The organism is Massilia sp. LC238 (assembly GCF_000735635.1).
GTDB classification, from domain to species: Bacteria; Pseudomonadota; Gammaproteobacteria; order Burkholderiales; family Burkholderiaceae_D; genus Telluria; species Telluria varians.
Genome location: NZ_JNNN01000081.1, coordinates 95,250 through 113,938 on the forward strand (window position 1 = coordinate 95,250; position 18,689 = coordinate 113,938).

25 protein-coding genes and 1 pseudogene are annotated in these 18,689 nt (G+C 62.2%); 6 read left to right on the forward strand and 20 right to left on the reverse strand.

What is annotated here, in order from left to right; all coding sequences use genetic code 11:
• Positions 1-133: 133 nt before the first annotated feature.
• Both FG94_RS26960 and FG94_RS27545 read left to right on the forward strand, forming a co-directional pair.
• Positions 134-890: pseudogene (locus FG94_RS26960) on the forward strand (IS5 family transposase); the annotation flags it as partial.
• Between the two features lie 171 nt (positions 891-1,061).
• On the forward strand, positions 1,062-1,484 hold the full coding sequence (locus FG94_RS27545) for a hypothetical protein (RefSeq protein WP_152571120.1): 423 nt from the start codon (positions 1,062-1,064) through the stop codon (positions 1,482-1,484).
• Here FG94_RS27545 and FG94_RS27550 read toward each other — a convergent pair.
• Both FG94_RS27550 and FG94_RS24555 read right to left on the reverse strand, forming a co-directional pair.
• A complete protein-coding gene (locus FG94_RS27550; RefSeq protein WP_152571121.1) occupies positions 1,479-1,841 on the reverse strand; it encodes a hypothetical protein in 363 nt (120 codons plus the stop codon). The genes FG94_RS27545 and FG94_RS27550 overlap by 6 nt on opposite strands.
• Before the next feature lie 19 nt (positions 1,842-1,860).
• Complete coding sequence (locus FG94_RS24555) at positions 1,861-2,934, reverse strand: site-specific integrase (protein WP_051997067.1); 1,074 nt, start codon at positions 2,932-2,934, stop codon at positions 1,861-1,863.
• A gap of 153 nt (positions 2,935-3,087) precedes the next feature.
• On the opposite strand from FG94_RS24555, the gene dusA reads away from it, so the two are divergent.
• The 4 genes from dusA to FG94_RS24575 all read left to right on the forward strand — a co-directional run bounded on the left by dusA (position 3,088) and on the right by FG94_RS24575 (position 7,209).
• Entirely contained in the window at positions 3,088-4,095 is a 1,008-nt protein-coding gene (dusA, locus tag FG94_RS24560; protein ID WP_036217312.1) for a tRNA dihydrouridine(20/20a) synthase DusA, read from the forward strand.
• 347 nt (positions 4,096-4,442) lie between these two features.
• On the forward strand, positions 4,443-6,230 hold the full coding sequence (locus tag FG94_RS24565; RefSeq protein ID WP_229446062.1) for a methyl-accepting chemotaxis protein: 1,788 nt from the start codon (positions 4,443-4,445) through the stop codon (positions 6,228-6,230).
• A gap of 60 nt (positions 6,231-6,290) precedes the next feature.
• Positions 6,291-6,635: an energy transducer TonB gene (locus tag FG94_RS24570; protein WP_036217204.1), complete on the forward strand. Its 345-nt coding sequence runs from the start codon at positions 6,291-6,293 to the stop codon at positions 6,633-6,635.
• Positions 6,636-6,807: 172 nt separating this feature from the next.
• A complete protein-coding gene (locus FG94_RS24575; protein ID WP_036217208.1) occupies positions 6,808-7,209 on the forward strand; it encodes a YXWGXW repeat-containing protein in 402 nt (133 codons plus the stop codon).
• Positions 7,210-7,256: 47 nt separating this feature from the next.
• Here FG94_RS24575 and FG94_RS24580 read toward each other — a convergent pair whose 3' ends face one another.
• From FG94_RS24580 to FG94_RS26970, 18 genes are all read right to left on the reverse strand, one after another.
• Positions 7,257-8,846 carry a sensor domain-containing diguanylate cyclase gene (locus FG94_RS24580; RefSeq protein WP_051997068.1) on the reverse strand — a complete coding sequence of 530 codons (1,590 nt, stop codon included), beginning with the start codon at positions 8,844-8,846 and terminating at the stop codon, positions 7,257-7,259.
• Positions 8,847-9,173: 327 nt separating this feature from the next.
• Complete coding sequence (locus FG94_RS24585) at positions 9,174-10,472, reverse strand: hypothetical protein (protein ID WP_152571122.1); 1,299 nt, start codon at positions 10,470-10,472, stop codon at positions 9,174-9,176.
• Positions 10,429-10,674, reverse strand: coding sequence for a DUF4224 domain-containing protein (locus FG94_RS24590; RefSeq protein WP_036217213.1), 246 nt, complete (start codon positions 10,672-10,674; stop codon positions 10,429-10,431). Before FG94_RS24590 ends, FG94_RS24585 begins: the two co-directional genes overlap by 44 nt.
• Before the next feature lie 25 nt (positions 10,675-10,699).
• Positions 10,700-11,023: a hypothetical protein gene (locus FG94_RS24595; RefSeq protein WP_036217216.1), complete on the reverse strand. Its 324-nt coding sequence runs from the start codon at positions 11,021-11,023 to the stop codon at positions 10,700-10,702.
• Positions 11,024-11,041: 18 nt separating this feature from the next.
• Positions 11,042-11,293 (reverse strand): hypothetical protein, encoded by a 252-nt coding sequence (locus FG94_RS24600; RefSeq protein ID WP_036217218.1) that lies wholly within the window; start codon positions 11,291-11,293, stop codon positions 11,042-11,044.
• Positions 11,283-11,849 carry a hypothetical protein gene (locus FG94_RS24605; RefSeq protein ID WP_036217219.1) on the reverse strand — a complete coding sequence of 189 codons (567 nt, stop codon included), beginning with the start codon at positions 11,847-11,849 and terminating at the stop codon, positions 11,283-11,285. The genes FG94_RS24600 and FG94_RS24605 overlap by 11 nt, the downstream gene beginning before the upstream one ends.
• 10 nt (positions 11,850-11,859) lie before the next feature.
• Positions 11,860-12,039 (reverse strand): hypothetical protein, encoded by a 180-nt coding sequence (locus FG94_RS24610; RefSeq protein ID WP_036217221.1) that lies wholly within the window; start codon positions 12,037-12,039, stop codon positions 11,860-11,862.
• On the reverse strand, positions 12,036-12,812 hold the full coding sequence (locus FG94_RS24615) for a PRTRC system ThiF family protein (RefSeq protein ID WP_051997069.1): 777 nt from the start codon (positions 12,810-12,812) through the stop codon (positions 12,036-12,038). Before FG94_RS24615 ends, FG94_RS24610 begins: the two co-directional genes overlap by 4 nt.
• Before the next feature lie 4 nt (positions 12,813-12,816).
• Entirely contained in the window at positions 12,817-13,590 is a 774-nt protein-coding gene (locus FG94_RS24620) for a PRTRC system protein A (RefSeq protein ID WP_051997070.1), read from the reverse strand.
• A gap of 15 nt (positions 13,591-13,605) precedes the next feature.
• Positions 13,606-14,349: a PRTRC system protein B gene (locus FG94_RS24625; RefSeq protein ID WP_051997071.1), complete on the reverse strand. Its 744-nt coding sequence runs from the start codon at positions 14,347-14,349 to the stop codon at positions 13,606-13,608.
• Positions 14,346-15,404 carry a PRTRC system protein F gene (locus tag FG94_RS24630; protein ID WP_036217223.1) on the reverse strand — a complete coding sequence of 353 codons (1,059 nt, stop codon included), beginning with the start codon at positions 15,402-15,404 and terminating at the stop codon, positions 14,346-14,348. The genes FG94_RS24625 and FG94_RS24630 overlap by 4 nt, the downstream gene beginning before the upstream one ends.
• Positions 15,405-15,409: 5 nt before the next feature.
• Positions 15,410-15,811 carry a PRTRC system protein C gene (locus tag FG94_RS26965; RefSeq protein ID WP_081926191.1) on the reverse strand — a complete coding sequence of 134 codons (402 nt, stop codon included), beginning with the start codon at positions 15,809-15,811 and terminating at the stop codon, positions 15,410-15,412.
• A 12-nt stretch (positions 15,812-15,823) separates the two neighbouring features.
• Entirely contained in the window at positions 15,824-16,486 is a 663-nt protein-coding gene (locus FG94_RS26300) for a PRTRC system protein E (protein WP_051997072.1), read from the reverse strand.
• A 40-nt stretch (positions 16,487-16,526) separates the two neighbouring features.
• A complete protein-coding gene (locus tag FG94_RS24645; RefSeq protein WP_036217224.1) occupies positions 16,527-16,718 on the reverse strand; it encodes a hypothetical protein in 192 nt (63 codons plus the stop codon).
• Position 16,719: 1 nt separating this feature from the next.
• The gene (locus FG94_RS24650) at positions 16,720-16,926 is read right to left on the reverse strand and encodes a hypothetical protein (RefSeq protein ID WP_036217226.1); all 207 of its coding nucleotides are present in this window, start codon (positions 16,924-16,926) and stop codon (positions 16,720-16,722) included.
• Complete coding sequence (locus FG94_RS27750) at positions 16,926-17,075, reverse strand: hypothetical protein (RefSeq protein WP_161783999.1); 150 nt, start codon at positions 17,073-17,075, stop codon at positions 16,926-16,928. The genes FG94_RS24650 and FG94_RS27750 overlap by 1 nt, the downstream gene beginning before the upstream one ends.
• Positions 17,076-17,423: 348 nt before the next feature.
• Positions 17,424-17,909, reverse strand: coding sequence for a hypothetical protein (locus tag FG94_RS24655; RefSeq protein WP_036217228.1), 486 nt, complete (start codon positions 17,907-17,909; stop codon positions 17,424-17,426).
• An 8-nt stretch (positions 17,910-17,917) separates the two neighbouring features.
• Positions 17,918-18,652, reverse strand: coding sequence for an XRE family transcriptional regulator (locus FG94_RS26970; protein ID WP_081926192.1), 735 nt, complete (start codon positions 18,650-18,652; stop codon positions 17,918-17,920).
• Positions 18,653-18,689: the final 37 nt, after the last annotated feature.

An 18,689-nucleotide genomic window follows, 5' to 3' on the forward strand; every position in this document is an offset into this window, starting at 1 on the left:
AGCTGTTCGATAGTAGTTGTTGAGAGCGACAGCACTCCCGAATTGATTACGTCTGCTTTGGGTCGATAGCGGACGTACGCAGGCTCAGTCAGAGCACTAACATGGCGTCCGTGTTTTTAGACGGACTGATGCCATGGCCCGCGCACTTCTTTCCGAAGACCTGTGGTCCCTTATAGCAGCTCATCTTCCAACCCATCGCTCATCGCCGAAAGGCGGCCGCCCGCGAATCGATGATCGCGCGGCCCTGACTGGAATTCTGTTTGTTCTCAAAACTGGAATACCATGGGAGTACCTGCCGCGCGAACTCGGCTGCGGCAGCGGCACGACATGCTGGCGTCGCCTTCACGAATGGATGCTAGCCGGCGTTTGGCAGCGCATCCACGAGGCGATTCTTCAACGGCTCCGAGAGCACGACCAGATCATATGGGATCGAGCTTGCGTTGACGCTGCAGCCGTACCGGCACCTGCTGGAGGCGAGGACACAGGCCGAAATCCAACCGATCGCGGCAAACTCGGCTGCAAACGCCATTTGCTGGTGGATGAGCGTGGGCTTCCCCTAGTGGCCCAGATCTCGGGCGCGCAGGTGCACGACTCTCGTTTCCTCATCCGGTTGGTAGAGTCAATCCCGGCAGTTAAGGGCCTGGCAGGCCGTGCCCGCAAACGCCCAGGTAAGCTGCATGCGGATCGAGCGTACGCTTCGAGAACCCCTAGGGGTTGGCTGCGCAGTCGTGGCATCGCGGCTCGTATCGCGCTACGGCGTGGAGTCGCGCGAAAGGCTTGGACGGTGGCGTTGGGTCGTCGAGCGAAGCTTGGGTTGGCTACACGGCTTGCGCAGATCGCGCATCCGGCATGAGCGACGAGCAGACGTACGCCAGGCGTTCCCGACGCTTGCCTGCTCGCTCATCTGTTGGCGGTATGTCGAGAGGTTTTGTTAGGCGCTCTAAGTCTCCTGAGCACGAATTCGCACAAATCCAGCTTGTGAAAGCACCCGTAACGCCGGGTTCACTGCTCGCATTGAAGAGCCTGGTTCCGCGCCTTCAGGAGAGCGCTGGGAAGCCGACGTGTTTGTTGAGTGTGGTGGACGAAAGATTGCAATCGAAGTTCATATTTCACAGCAGACCATTGACGAGTACGAGCGTCGTTCAGAGAAATACCTGCAATCCGGCGTAAGGGTGGTATGGCTGATCAATTCTCGGCACTTTGAGAATTTCACTATGGGTTGCCTTAAGACTAATGGTGTGCCGATGAATATGCCAAGTGGTCCGGTCACCAACGGAGAGCAGTACCATCGAAAATTTCCGGCTTTTCCCCTTAAATTTAATTGTCAAAAAGGCAATACCACTGAAGCTGCTGTGAAAGCAGCGGTCTTCCTTCCACCGAAGGGGTGGCCTGCAAAAGACTTATCGCTTGAGGACTTTGCGATCGGCTTAGCGAGAGGAGCCTCGTTGCATTCTGGACGAAAGTTTTGGGTCTGGACGCTATGAGGTCACTAATGGTGGAGCATGTTCTCGGCAACGCGTGAGGTAAGTTTCTCCGCTAATCAAGGTCTTACCTGGTTTGCCGCACAGTTCACAAAGCCGCGTTGACATCTCTTCAGCCATCACGATCATCCCGTCTTGCTCTCGATTGCCTCCGTGACCATGAAAAGACAACTCTCCATGCTTCTCCTTCACCTGTGAGGCAAACACTTGCGGTGCCTGGTTATGATCCGTCCAGAACTGAAGACGTTCGCAGAGGACGTCAATCAGGTCGAACCATCCATCTTTGCACTGTGTGCGCCGACAGTCGGCGAAGATCTTCGGGTATCGCAGGCACAACAAGGTATCAAGCTCTTCATTCATGTCAACCTCTCAATGAGGACTAAGCTGCAGCAAGTAGGAGCTCCGGAGCGATGTCACGACGCTTGCGGCGGTTGCCGTGTCTGTCGAAGTGAAGGTCTTTTGCACGAAGGTGCACATACCTTTTCAGCATCGCCCAATCTTTGTGACCAGTGAAGACAGCCACCTCCTGGATCTCGTACCGCAAGATCTCGAACAGTTGCGAAGTGCCCTCGTGCCTGAAATCGTGGAAGTGCAGGTCAACAATACCGAGTTCCTTGCAGGCACGAGGGAAGATCGTACTGATCGTCGCCTCCTTGTAGGGGAAGATCCGGTCATCACTCTTAGGCTGCGAAGTCAAAATCTTCCAAGCATCGTCCAGTACAGGGACTACTTGATCGTTACCAATCTTCTCTTGCGGATCTTTGCGGTCACGTATAATCACCGTTTGATCTTTATAGTTGACGTCATCCCACCTAATCCTGCAGATCTCGGCAACACGCATAGTTGTAAAGATTGCAAAATCAATGATGTCCCACATCGGTATCTTCTGTCGTTTCTTGTTCCGGAAGTAATCCTTGAGGGCGGCGATCTCAGCCTCGATCGGGCGACGATCTCGGCCAGTTGACTTTGTCTTCAGCTTGATTTGCTTCATGAACTGGCGCACATCAAGGAAAATGTCCAAGTCGATCGACTTGTACATCAGGCGTGCGTGAGTCAAGACATCCTTGATAAATCCGATATCCATATTGATCGTCACACCGCCTGCGCCTTGTTGCATGCGCGACTTGACGTAACCAATAAGGCGCAGTGATGTGATGTTGGTAGCGCGTTCGCTACCAAGCGCCTTACGGATTGCGGCCAACGCGAAGCGTTTTGACTCGCCAAGTGGGCGGAGCAGTGTTGCATCCTCAATGTATTTATCGATGAGCTCTCCGAACGTCTTCTTTGCTAAGGCCCCCGCATCGACATAGGTATCTTTGGTGACCTTTTCTTCGTGCTCTTTAAGCCAATCGTGACCTGCTTTTTCAGTAGCAAACGTTTTAGATTTTGATGGGTATCCTGTCACGCGAAAGCGCGCCAAGAACTTATTCCCACGTGGTATGACAGTGCTCATGGCAATCCTCTACAGTCTATTTTGTGCCATGTATTGTAGAGGACTGGACCGATTTTGTGCCAAAACTGTGCCAAAAATGATGGGAACTTTTGAGAAGTGATGTGAAATATTATGGTTGATCAAAGGAAACAAAACGACCCATCTCCCTACGAGATTAAGGTAGATGTGAGTGAAAGAAGAGGGCGGAAATTGTCTGTTGCGCCCATGATGGATTGGACCGACCGACACTGCCGCGTCTTCCATCGCCAGATCACCCGCCACACCTGGCTGTATACAGAGATGGTCACCACCGGCGCCCTGGTCTACGGCGACGTCGAGCGCCACCTGCGCTACGACGAGGTGGAACATCCGATCGCCCTGCAGCTGGGCGGCAGCGACCCGCTTGATCTGGCGAAAAGCGCGAAGCTGGGCGAGCAGTGGGGCTACGAGGAGATCAACCTGAACTGCGGCTGCCCGTCCGAGCGGGTGCAGAAGGGCGCCTTCGGGGCCTGCCTGATGGGGGAGCCGCAGCTGGTGGCCGACTGCGTCAAGGCGATGCGCGACGCGGTCTCGATCGACGTCACCGTCAAGCACCGGATCGGCATCGACTACAACGAGGAATACGGCTTTGTCCGCGACTTCATCGGCACCATCGCCGACGCCGGCTGCCGGACCTTCATCGTGCATGCCCGCAATGCCGTGCTAAAGGGCCTGTCGCCGAAGGAAAACCGCGAGATCCCGCCGCTGCGCTATGAAGTGGCCTACCAGCTCAAGCGCGAGTTCCCGGAACTGGAAATCATCATCAACGGCGGCATCAAGACCGACGCGGAGATCGCCCTGCACCTGGAGCACGTGGACGGGGTCATGCTGGGCCGCGAGGCCTACCACAACCCCTGGGTCATGGCGTCCTGGGACCGCCTGTTCTACGGCGATAAGGAAGCGCCGCCGACAACCCGGGTGCAGGTGCTGGAAGCCATGATTCCGTATATCGCCGAGCAGTTGCGCCTGTACGGCCAGCATGGACTGAAGCTGAACAGCATTACGCGCCACATGCTGGGCATCATGACTGGCCTGCCGGGCGCGCGCGCCTTCCGCCAGTTGCTGTCCGATCCCAAGAAACTGGCCGGCGCCGATCCGGCCCTGCTGTTGGAGGCCGCGGCACGCATGCCGGTTGCGGCCTGACACAGCGTTTCTCTCTTGAAAAAGGCGTACTTCGGTACGCCTTTTTAATTTCCTGTCGGCAAATAACTACAGTTTGTTGTTCAAATTGTATAGATAACTAGTAAGGGCTTGCCGTATGGAAAGTCTAGACGCATAATTTCTTCCGCTCCCTACGCGTTGATGAACATCAACTCTGTTGTTGAGGTGAAACAGTTCGGATGTTACAGTCGATTTCCAACTTTCCGGGTGGAACTTTTGATTTATCCTCTTGGAAATACCATAGCCGCATGAACGGCTTGTGACACGCGTCGCACGGCGCAATAATCCGGGCGAATTTCGATCAATAGATACAGGGATGAACAGGAAAAATGGCTTTTTTGAATAACTTGAAGGTCGGTACCCGCCTCGCGCTCGGTTTCGCACTGGTGCTGGTGCTGCTGATCGCCGTGACGGTGGTCGGCATCCTGCGCATGGCGCAGATCCAGGACCGCCTCGACAAGGTCGTCAGCGTGAGCAACGTCTCGACCGGCCTGGTCATCGAAATGCGCAACAACGTGAGCGACCGCATCGCTTCGCTGCGCGTGCTGACCCTGATGACCGATCCGGCCGACATGGAACCGGAAATGGTCAAGTTCAAGGAACAGACCCGCAAGTACGAAGAAGCCCAGAAGAAGCTGTCGGCACTGTTCGCCGCCCACGCCAGCGACAAGGAAAAATCCCTGCTGGCCCAGATCAAGGAATCCGAAGGCCTGGCCATGCCGGCCATCGCCAAGGCATCCGAACTGTACCTGTCGAACAACGCGATGGACGCCACCCGCGTCATGATCCGCGAAGTGCGTCCGGTGCAGAAGAAGTGGACCGACGCGCTGGACCAGCTGGCCGCCCTGGAAGAGAAGCAGAATGCCCAGAGCAAGGCCGACGCCGAATCGGAATTCGTCAATGCCCGTAACTTCATGATCGGCATGCTGGTCGCCGCCGTCGCCATGGGCATCGCAGCAGCCTGGGTCATCTCGCGCAGCCTGCGCAAGCAGCTGGGCGGCGAGCCGGCCTACACCGCGCAGATCGCCGCCAGCATCGCCCACGGCGACCTGGCCGTGGCGATCGAGACCGAAGAATCGGACCGCGGCAGCCTGCTGGTGGAAATGAAGGAAATGCGCAACAGCCTGGTCGGCATCGTCCAGCAAGTGCGCCGCGGCACCGAAACCATCGGCACCGCCTCGCGTGAAATCGCGGCCGGCAACATCGACCTGTCCTCGCGTACCGAACTGCAGGCCAGCTCGCTGGAAAAGACCGCCTCGGCCATGGAAGAACTGACCTCGACCGTCAAGCAGAACGCGGACAACGCCCGTCAGGCCAACGCCCTGGCCGCGACCGCCTCGGACGTGGCCCGCAAGGGTGGCGAAGTGGTGTCGCAGGTGGTGGGCACCATGGGCGAGATCAACAGCTCGGCGAGCAAGATCTCGGACATCATCGGCGTGATCGACGGCATCGCCTTCCAGACCAACATCCTGGCGCTGAACGCCGCGGTGGAAGCGGCCCGTGCCGGCGAACAGGGCCGCGGCTTCGCGGTCGTGGCATCGGAAGTGCGCAACCTGGCCCAGCGTTCGGCTGCGGCGGCAAAAGAGATCAAGACCCTGATCGGCGACTCCGTCGAGAAGGTCGAGCGCGGCAGCAAGCTGGTCGGCCAGGCCGGCGTGACGATGGATGAAGTGGTGACGAGCGTGAAGCGCGTGACCGACATCATGAGCGAAATCGCCAACGCCAGCGCCGAGCAGAGCGCCGGCATCGAACAGGTCAACCTGTCGATCATCGAGATGGACAGCATGACCCAGCAGAACGCCGCCCTGGTGGAAGAGGCCGCTGCCGCCGCGCAGAGCCTGCAGGACCAGGCAAGCGAACTGGCCCGCGTCGTCAGCATCTTCAAGCTGAGCGAGGGCGAGCAGTACCAGGCCGAGGCACACGTTGCTCCGGCCACCGGCACCGCGGTAGTGGTGCGCCCGGCCGCTGCCAAGCGTCCGGCTCCGGCCCTCAAAAAGCCGGCAGTGAAGAAGCCTGCCGCAGCCCCGGCTGCGGCGAAGGAAGATGCACCGGCCGCACCGGCTCCTAAAGCCAAGAAAGCCGCCACCGTCGCCAGCGACGAGTGGGAAGAATTCTAAGAGAAAAGACCGCCGGTCCCCGGGCCGGCGGAGCTTAAACAAAAACCTTTTGGGGAAACCATGAAAAACCTGACCGTGAAACTGATCGCTGCAATGACCCTCGCCACCGCCGCCGGCGCCACCTTCGCTGCCGAAGTGCCGGCATCGTTCGACCCGAAGAAATGCGCGGTCGAGTACCCGAAGGCCTCGCTGATGAACGAAGAGCAGGGCACCACCTCGGCATCGTTCCTGGTCGGCGCCGACGGCACCGTGACCGAATCGAAGCTGGAAAAGTCGAGCGGTTTCAAGAACCTGGACAAGGCGGCCCTGAAAGGCCTGTCCTCGTGCAAGTTCAAGCCGGGCACCAAGGACGGCGCGCCGGCCGCGACCTGGACCAAGGTCGACTACGCCTGGAAGCTGGACTGATCGGGTTTTCTTCCCTTCACAAGCAGCCGGCCTTGCGCCGGCTGTTTTGTTTTCTACCCTCGGTTACATTTTCGTCGCAGCATGTTTCGAGTGTAAGCAGGTTTTTCATTTCTCCCGTGTGCGGTCGAGGCTGGCTATAGTGGTTCCAACACCAACCGAAAGGAGAAGTACCATGAAAACGATTCTTGCCGCTACCGCAGCTGTCCTGATCAGTGCCGCAGCCTTCGCGCCGGTCCAGGCGCAGGCCCAGGGCCGCACCGAAGTGATCGTGGTGCACAAGGCGCCGCCGCCGCTGCGCCATGAGAGCATCCCCGCCGCCCGCCGCGGCTACGAATGGGTGCCGGGCTACTGGAACTGGAACGGCCGCCGCTACGTGTGGGAACGCGGCCACTACGAGCGGGTGCGTGCCGGCTACGTCTACCAGAAGCCGGTGTGGCGCCAGGACCGTAAGGGCTGGTACATGGACCGCGGCGGCTGGGTCCGCGACGACCACCGCCTGGCGCGCCGCGACCGTGACCGCGACGGCGTCCCGAACCGCTACGATGCCCGCCCGAACAACCCGAACCGCTACTAAGCCTTACCGGCTCGGCCAAGAAACCGCCTGCACCTGCAGGCGGTTTTTCATATGGCTGCGGGCGGCGCCATGCCGCTGTCGCCGGCATCGGTCGCGACCCGGTTGCGGCCCTCGGCCTTGGCGCGGTAGAGCAGGGCGTCGGCCTGCCGCACGAAGGCGTCCGGATCCTCCTCTTCGCCCGGCTTGCCGTGGAAGGTGCAGGCGCCCGCGCTGATGGTCACCAGGCCGGGGGGATTGGCGGCATGCGCAATCCCGAGCTCCATGACGGCCAGGCGCAGGCGCTCGGCCACGTAGCGCGCGCCGACCTGGCCGGTCGCGGGCAGGATGACGGCGAACTCTTCGCCGCCATAGCGGGCCGCCAGGTCGGTGGGACGGGCCAGGCCGCCGCGCAGGGCCGCCGCCACCTGGCGCAGGCAGTCGTCGCCGGCCACGTGGCCGTAGTGGTCGTTGTACTTCTTGAAGAAATCGACGTCCAGCAGCACCAGCGACAGCGGCGCCCCGGTACGCCCGGCGCGCTTGAGTTCGAGGCGCAGCGTCTCTTCGAAATGGCGGCGGTTGGCCAGGCCTGTGAGGCCGTCGCGGGTCGCCAGCACCGTCAGTTCCTGGTTGCGCTCCTGCAGGTGCTCCTCCGCGATGCGCAGCTCGGCCTCGAGCTGGTCGCGGATCACGATCTGGCGCACGAGGCGCGCGCCAACGCCGGCCAGCAGCAGCACCACCAGCACGGTGGCGCCGGTCATGACGAGGGTCGACTGCTCCCACTCGGCCAGGATCTCCTTCTTGGATTGCGCGGTCGCGACGACCAGGGGCACGGCGCCCAGGTGGCGGTAGCTGTACAGGCGCACGACGCCGTCGATCTTCGAGCGCAGCATGGCGGTGCCGACCGGACCGGAAGAGCGGTACATCGTGAACACCGGCCCGTTGGCGATGCTGGTGCCGATCAGCTTCTCGTTCAGGGGCCGCCGGTAGATCAGGGTGCCGTCGTCGCGCGCCAGCATCACCACGCCTTCCTGGCCGACGTCGAAGCTTTCGTACAGGTCGGCGAAGAAGGCGATCTGGATGGTGCCCAGCGCCACCCCGGCAAAGCTGCCGTCGGGCTGGTCGAGGCGGCGCGACACCGGCAGCAGCCAGACCCCGGACAAGCGGCTGCGGAATGGCTTGCCGACATAGGCATTGCGGCTGCGATTGTTCAGGTGGAACTGGAAGTAGTCGCGGTCGGCGTAGGTGCCGGCGAGCGGATGGTCGATCGATGACACCAGCCAGCTGCCGTCGGCGCCATAAATGGACAGGCTGTGCAGCTCGTTCACCTGCAGCACCATGTTGCGCATGTGCGTGCGCAGGCGCTCGTTCAGCGCCGGGGTCGATCCGTCATGCTCGACCCGCTCGACCACGCCGGCCAGCACCGTTTCGACGATCCTCACCGAGCTCTCGGCCTGCGCCGCGAGGGCATTGGCCATGTTCGAGGTCGCGGCGGCATGCTCGTCCAGGCGGCTCTGGCGCGCGCTCCAGGCGCTCCAGACCTGGGCGGCGACCAGCAATATGCAGAACAGCAGCAGGAGGCGGATGGCGTAGAGGACGGCCGGGCGCTTCTTGGCCGTGAGGCTGGTGATGGGAGTCGGTGCCGAGTGCAATTGCGTCATCAGGGGCGCCACTTGCGTGACAGGATTGCCGGAGCCCCGAGGATAGCCATGGTGCCTGGAAAAGTCGAGCAGCAACGGGCGTGTAACCAGCCCAGACGTCCTTCGGCGCGCTGAAAAAAAGGCCTACATGCGGAACATGTAGGCCTTCTTGTCGAATTCTTTGGGGTGGCTGATGGGACTCGAACCCACGACGACAGGAATCACAATCCGGCAGCAAACCCATGATTTATCTTGCAAGATCAAGGCCTTGCATTTCTGCCGTTACAACGGGCGGCGATTTTAGGCGCCGGTTTTCCCCTATGAGGGCAAAAACCCGTTGTAAGATTTTTACTCCGTTGCCCGTGCTTTTTTCACCTGCCGGCGGTCGTAATGGCGGTGCGTCGTCTGCGGGTTCGCGTGCGCCGCGAAGTCGTATGCGTCGGCCTCCCGGTTGGCCAGCTTGGTCGTGATCGCGGCCGGGCGGATGTCCAGCTGGGCGAAATACTCCGGGTGCTGGGTGAGCGTCTTCTCGGTCACGCCAGGATCCCGGGTCTTCACGTAGGCGAGCATGGCCTCCTGCCAGGACGACGACAGGCCACCCTTCGTATAGCACTTTCCGCCCGCTGCCGGAAACATGTAGACCGACTCCTTCGGCCTGACCCGCTCGTCCTTCCTCACCCGCGCGACCCAGTAGTAATAGGTCGATTCCTTCATGCCGGCCGCGGTGGCGGCGGCCTTCGCCGTCTCGCCCTTGGCGATCGCGATAGCGATACGCGCCATGGTCTGCGCGGTCTCGGGCGGCACAGACGGCATGTGCTGCTGGGCCTGCTCGATCCGCTTGACCACCATGCGCAGGCGTGGCGACCATTCCCGCAGCTTCAACACCTCTGCCTCGCCGCGCTTCCGCTTGGCGCCCGTCACCGTCACGCCCTCGCGTGAGCATCCCGTCTTCAGCATCGGCCGTACTTCCGCTGTCCGGAACCCGGTCAGGTAGGTGAAGAGGGCCATGCAGCCCATCAGGCGCACAACTCGGTTGTCCTGCCGCTGGCTCCACAGGTAGAACCGGACGATCTGCGACCTGGTGACGGTGCGCACGTCCTTTTCCAGCACATCCGTGTCCATGTCCACGAACGGGTTCGCCTCCATCACGCCCCACCGGATCGCCTTCTTGCAGATGGTCGAGAAGGTGTACAGCTCCTTCCAGGCCTTTGCCGGCGCGCCGTCGGCGGCCCGCGCCTCGACGTACTGATAACCGTGGATCGTCTTGAGCGAATTCGGAGCCATCTGGCCGAAAAACTTGATCAGGTTCGCGTAGGTGCCGTTCCTGACCGCGAGACCCTCCTTTGACTGGTCCAGGTAGTGCTTCGGGTCTTCCTCCGTCTTGAAACGGTCGATCAGCTCGGCGACCGATCCGGCGATGATCCTCCCTTGCTGGATGTCGATCGCCTTGCGCTTCGCGACAATGTCCGCCTTGCGGATCTCTTCCTTGTTTCCGGCCGGCGCCGTCGCCACGGTTTCGTTCCGGCCGTCCGGGTATTGGTAGTACCACGACACCTTCTTGACACCTGTCCTCTTGTAAAGCCTGTCGATCCCCGTCTTCTCTTTAGTGGGCGCCGGCGAAGGCTTTGAGGTTCGGTTCGTCCGCATATTTTTGTCGTTTCGGCTCATCGGTAATACCCATCATCCTATCGTGGTAGGCTCGCGCGACCCTGGGAAGCCCAGTTGAACCTACCTCAAATTTCCACTTCCTCTGCCGCAGCCAGGTGACCATCCTGGTGCGTTGGTTCGGCTTGCAGTCGACCAGCTCGGCCAGCTCGTCCGCGCTGAGATATCCAGTCGTCGTGCTCATCGTTGTTTCCTCCTTGATCGTTTTGTCAGTAGCCCCGGTTCCAGCTGCGCTCGGGTTCAGCGTCCCAGCGGCAGAACTGAATAAAGGAATCGAAGGCATCGCCGTATTCCAGCCAGCGCCCATAGCGCGCCGCGCCCTTGCTCGGCTTACGCACCTTGCCCATTCCGCCGTACTCCACTTCGCTGGTCGGGTGGCAGTTGCGGACCACGCCCGGCTTGTCACTGTCGAAGTTAACCCCGATGTAGTGGCCTCGATCAGCTGCGATAACGCCTGGCTTACCGCTTACGACCACGCGCCGGCCGAGTTCGGCCGGAACGCCGTAGTGGCTGCGCACGTATTCGAAATTCATGACTTTTCTCCTCTCGACTTAGTGGAATTCTCGGATCGCGACATCGGGCGGGCTCGTCTTGACTTCATCAAGTGCCGACTCCAGCCAGCCGCGCACGAAGGGATCGCCCTCTACCGTGCGCAGCAGCTTGTAGGAGATCATCAGCAGGGCGCTCAGGTACGGCCCCCGCTCTTCCGGCTTCAGTTTCGGGATGATCGACACGGCTTTGAGTGCCTCTTGGACCATAGCTTCGTCGATGGCCTTGGCAGGGTTGTCGCTCTTACGCTTCATTGCCGATCTCCCTGGTCGCTTGCGAGTGTGGGACCGCGAGCGCCGCCAGCTCATCTGCGCGCTCTAGAACCAGATCAGCGGCGGCATGGCGCGCATCGCGGTGACCTTCCTGGTATGCCTGCTTCGACGCGCCATGCAACGCGATCGCGCGCCTGGGCTTGCAAGGCAAATTCATGATCGCGACTGGCAGCGTCAACACGCAGGCTGGAGAGTGCGCCGGGCAGGGCCAGCGCAGGGAGCCGTCTCCGGATGGGCACGTGCACGCTGCCTGCTGGACTGCCCTTGGGGCAGTGCGCACGGCCACATCCCAGGCACGCTGCATTTCCCGCATGCTGTCGGCCAGGCGCTGGTCGACCACCGTGCCGGCCTTCTGCCCCAGGTTAAACATGGTGTTTGCCATCAGCGCGCCGACACGGCGCACGTCCTCGATGCTCGCGCGCAGCTCCGCAATTTCGGCTTCCATCGCCCGCTCCACGTCGGTCGGGGCGTGCAGCGGGAAATCCGGCCTGGCGCCGATCCGCTCGCGCCAGGTCTTCAGGGTGGTTTTATTCGCCATCTCGAACTTTCTAATTCTTCGGGTTTTTCATCACGATCGGCCTCTTGGCCAGCTTCGCCTCGGCGCGCCGGCGCAGCGCCTGCTGCAGCTGCAGGTCCAGGCGCAGGACTGCGACCTGGTCGAACAGGGCCCGGGCCATCTGCTCGTCGCTGCCGTACAGGGCGCGCGCCTGTTCGAACGTCGTGCTCATACGGCCGCCGGGAGATCCGCCGCCGGCGCCGCGGCCGGCTCGCGCACGTTCAGCGGCCGCATGCTGCCGGTGCGCAGGTTCACGAAGGCACCGTGCCAGGTCAGCTGCCCCTTGCGGAAGAACTCCCACAGGATCGACAGCGCCGGCGTCACGATCGACTGGTTCACGAACAGCTCCTGCCGCTCGAGCGCCTCGGCGAGGCCGCAGCTGGGCGTGTCGTCCTCGACGGCCTGCAGGTCGACCAGCTCGGGCAGCACCTGGTACGGGCTCGGCAGCGGTGCGCTGTTCGCCGGCGCGCCCAGGCCGGCCCGGCCTGTGAATAACTCCCCGAACAGCACCTGGCCGTCGGCCGCGCGGTTGCCGAGGTCCATCAGGTAGTGCACGCCGTAGCGCTGCAGCTTCGCGTGGATCTCGTGGCGCGCCCGGGCGCTGTCGACGCAGGCGATCGCCATGCCGAACTGCATCGAGCTGTCGTCGTAGCGGCCGTGCACGGCTTCCCAGTCCAGCCCGAAGAAGGCATTGATCCGGTTCACCAGCACGTGCGCCTTGCTCGCGCCGACGTCGAAGGCGCCGAACAGCTGGCGGCCCATGTTCGCCTCGCTGACCGTGTCCGGGTCGAACACCTTCACGTGCAGGCCAGGGTGGCCCAGGGCCGTGATGGCGTGGTTCAGCCTGGCCAGGCCGGTGAGCATCTGCGAGCCGTTGCCGCCGCAGCCGATCAGGGCGATGCGCACCTTATGGCTCAGCATGGTGGGGGGCGTGATGTGCGGCATGCGATCACCCGAAGATCTTCGACGCCGGCACCGGGATGTCGATGTAGAGCCCGAGCACGCACATGCGGAACGCTACCGTCGGCTGGGCCTTGTCCAGGTCGCCGAAAACGCCCGCGATCTTCACCGAGCCGCGGTCGTCGGCATTGTCGGTCTCGCTGAAGAACGCTCCCAGGTGGCCATGACTGTGCAGGTCGATTGCCAGGCTCTCGTCCTCGCCAGGCACCACGTGCTCGTACTGGATGCTGCCGGTCGTCGCCTCGCCGATGACCTTGGGGTAGGCGATGCGCCAGGTCTTTTCCTTGTGGTTCCAGAGCAGGCTGGCGGCCGCCTCGAGCGGCGCGTCGGCCTTCGCCTTCGCAGCGAACTCCTTCATCAGCTCCAGGGCGCTACCGATGGTGCCGAAGTCCAGCTCGCACTTCTTCGCCATCTCGCCGAACGGGATCGCCACAGCGGTGTGCTTGGCCAGCTGCTGGATGTAGTGCAGCCAGGGGCGGCGCACCTCGAGGTGCAGGCCGTCGGCCGCCAACAGGAAGCGGTGGCCGTTTTCTTGCAGCGCGTGGAATGGCGCGTAGCGGGGCACGGCGGCGACCGGCGCTGCGGCCAGCAGGGCCATGTCCATCTGCAGCTGGTCGGCCGGCGCGTTCGCTTCGTCGACGGCCAGCGGCAGGGGGCGCTCCTCGCGCAGGACGGCTTCAGCCGTTTCGAGGAAGGTGTTAAAGGATGAGCGGCAGATATCGAGCAGCTCGTTGAACTGGTTGGCATATTCTTGCTTTTTCATGTCGTCCTCTTGTAATTAGATGGTGGTGGCGCGGGCGGCGATCCGGGTGATCGCTTCCTGCAGGGTTTCTTTTGAATCAACGAGCGCGCGCTGCATCGCGTCGGGGTCGGCGCTGGCCAGCTGGGCGCGCCAGAGCTGCTCCATTCCGCCTTTGCACTTCACAGCGTTGCTGCGGTTCGGGTGCGTGAAATGGCTGCGGAAGAAGGCGCGCTCGTAGCGGTCGATCACCTCAGCGCCGAAGGTCGGCGGCAGTTCCACGTTGCCGGTGCAGATCCGGCCGCCGTCCCACACGTTGAAATGCGGGGAGTGGTACAGGCGAGTGCGCGGCGTGGGCCGTGCGTCCTCGCGCAGCGCGAATACGAACCAGTCGTTGGGCGTGGCCACGAACACGAGCGCCGGGTGCGCGGCCATGCCGTGGCCTTCCAGCGTGCCGGAGCCGGCCGCCTTGAACCAGGTCATCCGCACGGCGGCCGGCGTCCACCAGGCGATCACGTTTGGAGAGCTGAACAGCAGGTTCTCCGGCAGGAAGCCGGTGAACGCCGTAGCGGCGCCGACTGCATTCGCGAAGTTCGCCAGCGCGCCCTTCGACAGCGGCACGCCTGCGCCGATCACCTGGCGGCCTGGGTGCACGGCGTCGGCCAGCACTGGGTGCGAGGTGGCATACACGTCGCCCACGTTAGACTGGTACATCAGCACGGCGCCGGCCAGGCGCAGGACGCGCTCGCCTTCGCTGACGATTTTCACAGGATGCAGGCTCAAAATTCATCTCCCAACAGCAGAACGAGCTTTTCAGTCAGCACGGCGACCTGGATCGCCTGCTCGGTCTTGGTCATGAACTCGCGGATTCCGGCAGCGGTCATCGGCACCGGGTTGGCATCGATGAAGTCGCAGTACTCGCCGCAGTTGCCGAGGTCGTTGAGGTACTCGTCGATCATCTCGCCGATCACATCGTGCTGTTTCCAGAGAAGGATCATCGAGCCGTCGATGGTCTCGCGGCCGCAGCGATAGGTGCCCTTATCGGCTGGCGTGAGGATAAAGTCAGGGCCGCAGACCAGGGCGTGAAGCGCGTCACACACCTCGACCACCTGGCGCGCGAGTGCCGTCGTGGCCGCCGCCCCGATCTCGGCGCGCGAACGCACGCGCTTCGGTGCGCACACCCACTCGGGCAATTCTCGGTAGAACATCTCGCGTGTGACGACATGCTCGTTCTCGACAAGCTCCGCGACCGTATCCCAGCCGTGCTCATAACGGCGGTTCTCGAGCAGTTCGACGTCATTGTTGCTGTCGCCCCAGTAGACGGATTCCACCCACCCAAGCGCGCTCCATGGGGTTTGAGCGTCCGGCAGCAGCTGGGTGGCATCGTGTAGGACCGCCAGCACGGTCTGGCCGAAGCCTTCCTGCAGACGCTCCAGCTGCTCAGTCCCTTTTGCGAGAGCAAAGCGCGGCGGGTAGTTGGCGACGACGCCCATTCGCGTGAAGCAGAACCAGGCCGTGTTCGTCTCGTCGTAGCCGTGGCCGGTGTCCTGCAGCTGCTGCACGTGCAGCTCCCAGCGGAAGAACTTGCACGGCCGCGCGCGGACCAGCTTCGTCCACCAGTGCGCGAGCGCGCGCTCGGCCAGCCGCCTCTCCCGGGCGCCGAACACATCGGCCAGCAGCGCGTTGCTCGGGGTGCGCAGCATCGCGTCGCTGATCACGCCGGCTTCGAGCAGGGCGATCGTCAGTGGCACGGCCAGCTGGTCCTCGCCGGGCAGGACGTACTGCTCGGGTACCTCCGGCGCGAGCGCTGGCAGGGCGAGGATGGAGGCGGGCAGCATCGCAGTCACGGCAGGACCACCTGGTTGATTGAAGGGGCGAGGCAGCGCGGGCCGGTGGCGCGTCGCGCCTGCTCGAGGATCTTGGCCAGCTGCTGGCCCAGCGGTGCGCGGGCCTGGTCGGCGGTGATGATGTGCGCCGGCCGAGCGCCGAGATCCAGGCGGCCATGCTCGCGCAGGCGCTGCAGCGCGGTCTCGCACGCGCGCCCGCCCTTCGTGCCGACGGCGCGGCGGAAGGTGTAAATGGCCTTGGCGCCCACCTGTTCCGGGCCCTCGATATCGGCGCTGGTGATCTCCGGGTAGACGTTGGCGTAAAAGTCGCGCACCTGGGGCAGGCTCAGCGCCGCGCCCGGGTCGGCCAGGGCGACGCCGTTGTAGCGGAATTCGCGGATGAGGTTATCAATTTGCATGTCGGCCCCCGCTTAGAACAGGTCGAGGGTGAACTTGTCCACAGGCTCGTCGCCTGCGGTGGCTTCCGCCGCTTCGCCGGCACCGTTGGCGACATGGTCGACCACGGCCGCCGCGCCCTCAGGCTGCTCAACGACCGCCTCGGCACCGCCGGCCTGCTCGGTGCCCTGATCGGTCGCGCCGTCGCCACCGGCGTCGGCCGCAGCGGTTCCTGCGTCGCCGCCGGCCTGCGGCTGTTCGCTGGATGCCGTGTCGGCCACCACCTGGTCGCTGGCCGCGGCCTGGTCGCCCGGTGCGGCGGCCGGCTGCGCGCCGTCCTTCTTGTCGTCGTCGCCACCCTTGCCGGCGCGGGGCTTGCGGCCGGGCTTCTCGGACTTGCTGTCGGCCTTCGGTGCGGGCAGGGCCGGTGCTGCAGCTGCAGGCGCGCCGCCGGCGGCATCCTGGGCCTGCTGGATCAGCGTGCGCTTCGGCGCCTGCCAGGTCGACAGCGCCGCGATGAAGTCGGCGTCGAACTCGGTCGGCGTGGCCAGCAGCGACAGCGGCTGCGGCAGCTTCGCTTTCGCCTTCGTGTCGAACGGCATCGGCGTCACGTTGACGCGCAGCTGGTCGTCGCCCTCAGCGGCGACGGTGATCATCAGCGTCGCCTGCTTCGCGAGCTCATGGAGGGTGCTGAACATATAGTGGTCCTCGTGGTTGGGTGCCCGGGGAGGGCGGTGGTTAATCGTCGTGGTCGTTGGCCTGGAGCTTCTTCGGGTCGAACTGGGCGCGGCGCCGCATGTGCCGGCGGGCCGCGGCGGTCAGCGCCGCCTTGAGCGTCGGGTTCTTGAGCATGGTGTCGACCGAGTCCTTCGAGCCCAGGAGGTGGCGGGCGAACTCGAGCGCTGCGCGATCCGGTTCGACGCGCGCCATGTCAGGCTCCGTCGGCGGGGGCGGGGGCGCGGGTGCCCAGCATGATACGAATCGCTACGGCCGCATCCTTGTAGTCGAGCCCGGTCAAGGCACCACATAGCATCTGCGCGAACGAGAGGGCACGCTGCTCGACGCTGGTCGGGTGCTGCGCTACCGCGTCCTCAACGATGAGGGCAATCACGCGGGTGAGCTGGGTCGTGGTGGCCATCAGCGCACCCCAGCGACAACGGTGATGCCGTATGCCTGGTCGCCGAGCACTTCAGCCGTCAAGACGGCGGCGGCGGTGCTGGACGCGGCGAGGGCGCTGAACGTGAAGCACGCGGTGGCGGTGCGGACTTTGATGAGGAAGGGTTTCATGCGGGTCTCCGATTCGCTGCTCAGCGAGGGCTGAGCTCGATTGCGATAGACCAATGTTAGGAGAGGCTAATTTCGATGTCAATAGGAGTTCCTAATTTTTGTTGAAAATTTGTTCGTAGGTAGGTCTGACGAGGAAGGTATTGGAGGGGAGGCGCTGTAGCCGCGCCTGTCCAGGCGGACAAGCTATGGCCGTAAAAAAGCCCCGCTAGGGGCCTGGAAGAGGGGGGGATTTTGTCGGCCACCTCGTACATGTTCTCGGGCGTCGATACGTTGAAAACGATTGCCGAGCAGCGAAGGAGGAGTCGTACTACATTGCGAGTGCTTTGCGTGGAGCCGTGTCGTTGTTAGCTATTTTAAATGCGAGAACATCGGGCTTACGTTAAAGCCCCGTTCGCGCATGTTTTCAAACATATCGTTGCGCAAAACTTCTAGTGGTGCATCAACCCCTGATATTTTTGCAAGGCCAGTAACTAAGTCGTCAAACGATAGATCGCGATTCCGCAACTTCCAGCGAAATTCTTTAACTTCGGCAGGAGCTCCGGAGTCTTTTCCTTTTAAATAAATCAGCGATCCAAAAAACCATACGACAGAAATCCAGCTAAAAATTATACCGACGAGGAACATCAACCGGATAGCCGCAAATTTGATTACGCTCGCCAAGAGATGCTTGTACTCGGCCGAGTAAGTCATCACGACAACGCTACCGGTGTACCAGCTATGTCGCATGCCAACCTTGCGTAGATTTCGCTCTGCGGTGGAATTTATAGCGACAAGCAAAATTACCGTTCGGTAGAGCCAAAGAATGAAGGCTACAAAACACCCGAGTTCGTACATTGCAATTCCTAAAGGCGCCCAGTCAAAACTCGCGTCGGCTGTATAACTACACGGCCCACGATACTAGTTGGCTTACTCTTTACGTTGACAGGCCCATGATCGGGATGAAGAGAATGCAAATACCATTGCCCGCCTCGATAAAGAAGTTGCTTGACGCACGGTTGCCCATCAAAGTTAATGGCATAAACCTCGCGATTGATTGGTTTAATGTCCGAGGTGTCCACAATTACAATGTCGTCCTCGAACATCATGGGTTCCATGCTTTCGCCGCGAACGCGGACTGCAATCAAATGCCGAGGATTGAGGCCCAGGTCCCTAATGATCGAGGTAGGTACCAGTTCGTGGCCATCGCCATTCATGTCGGGTTCGGTATCGTATTGACTAACCCCAGCTTGAAGGCGCAGCTTTACGCGCGGGACTGATACCGTGTCGGGGGCTTCCCCGGCTGCAACGGGCCGAGCGCCCGCGAAGTCAACAGCATCTCCAATGAAGGGTGATGCCGATGCAGCCGGCGCGGGCATCCCGACCTCAGGGATCATGCTGCCTTTCCCAGTCGCCAACCAGTCCTGGCTGACGCGCAGCGCGCGGGCAGCCTTTAGCAGGTTCTCACCACGCAAGAACTTCGACTTGCCGCTCAGCCAGCCATGAACACTTGGGGGCTTCACACCACAGGCGCGCGCAAGCTCCACCTGGTTTACACCGGCGGTCTGCATAGCGACCTTGATTCGCTCAGATAAAGACATTAGGCAATCCTAATCTAGTTCTAATTAGGAGTGGCTA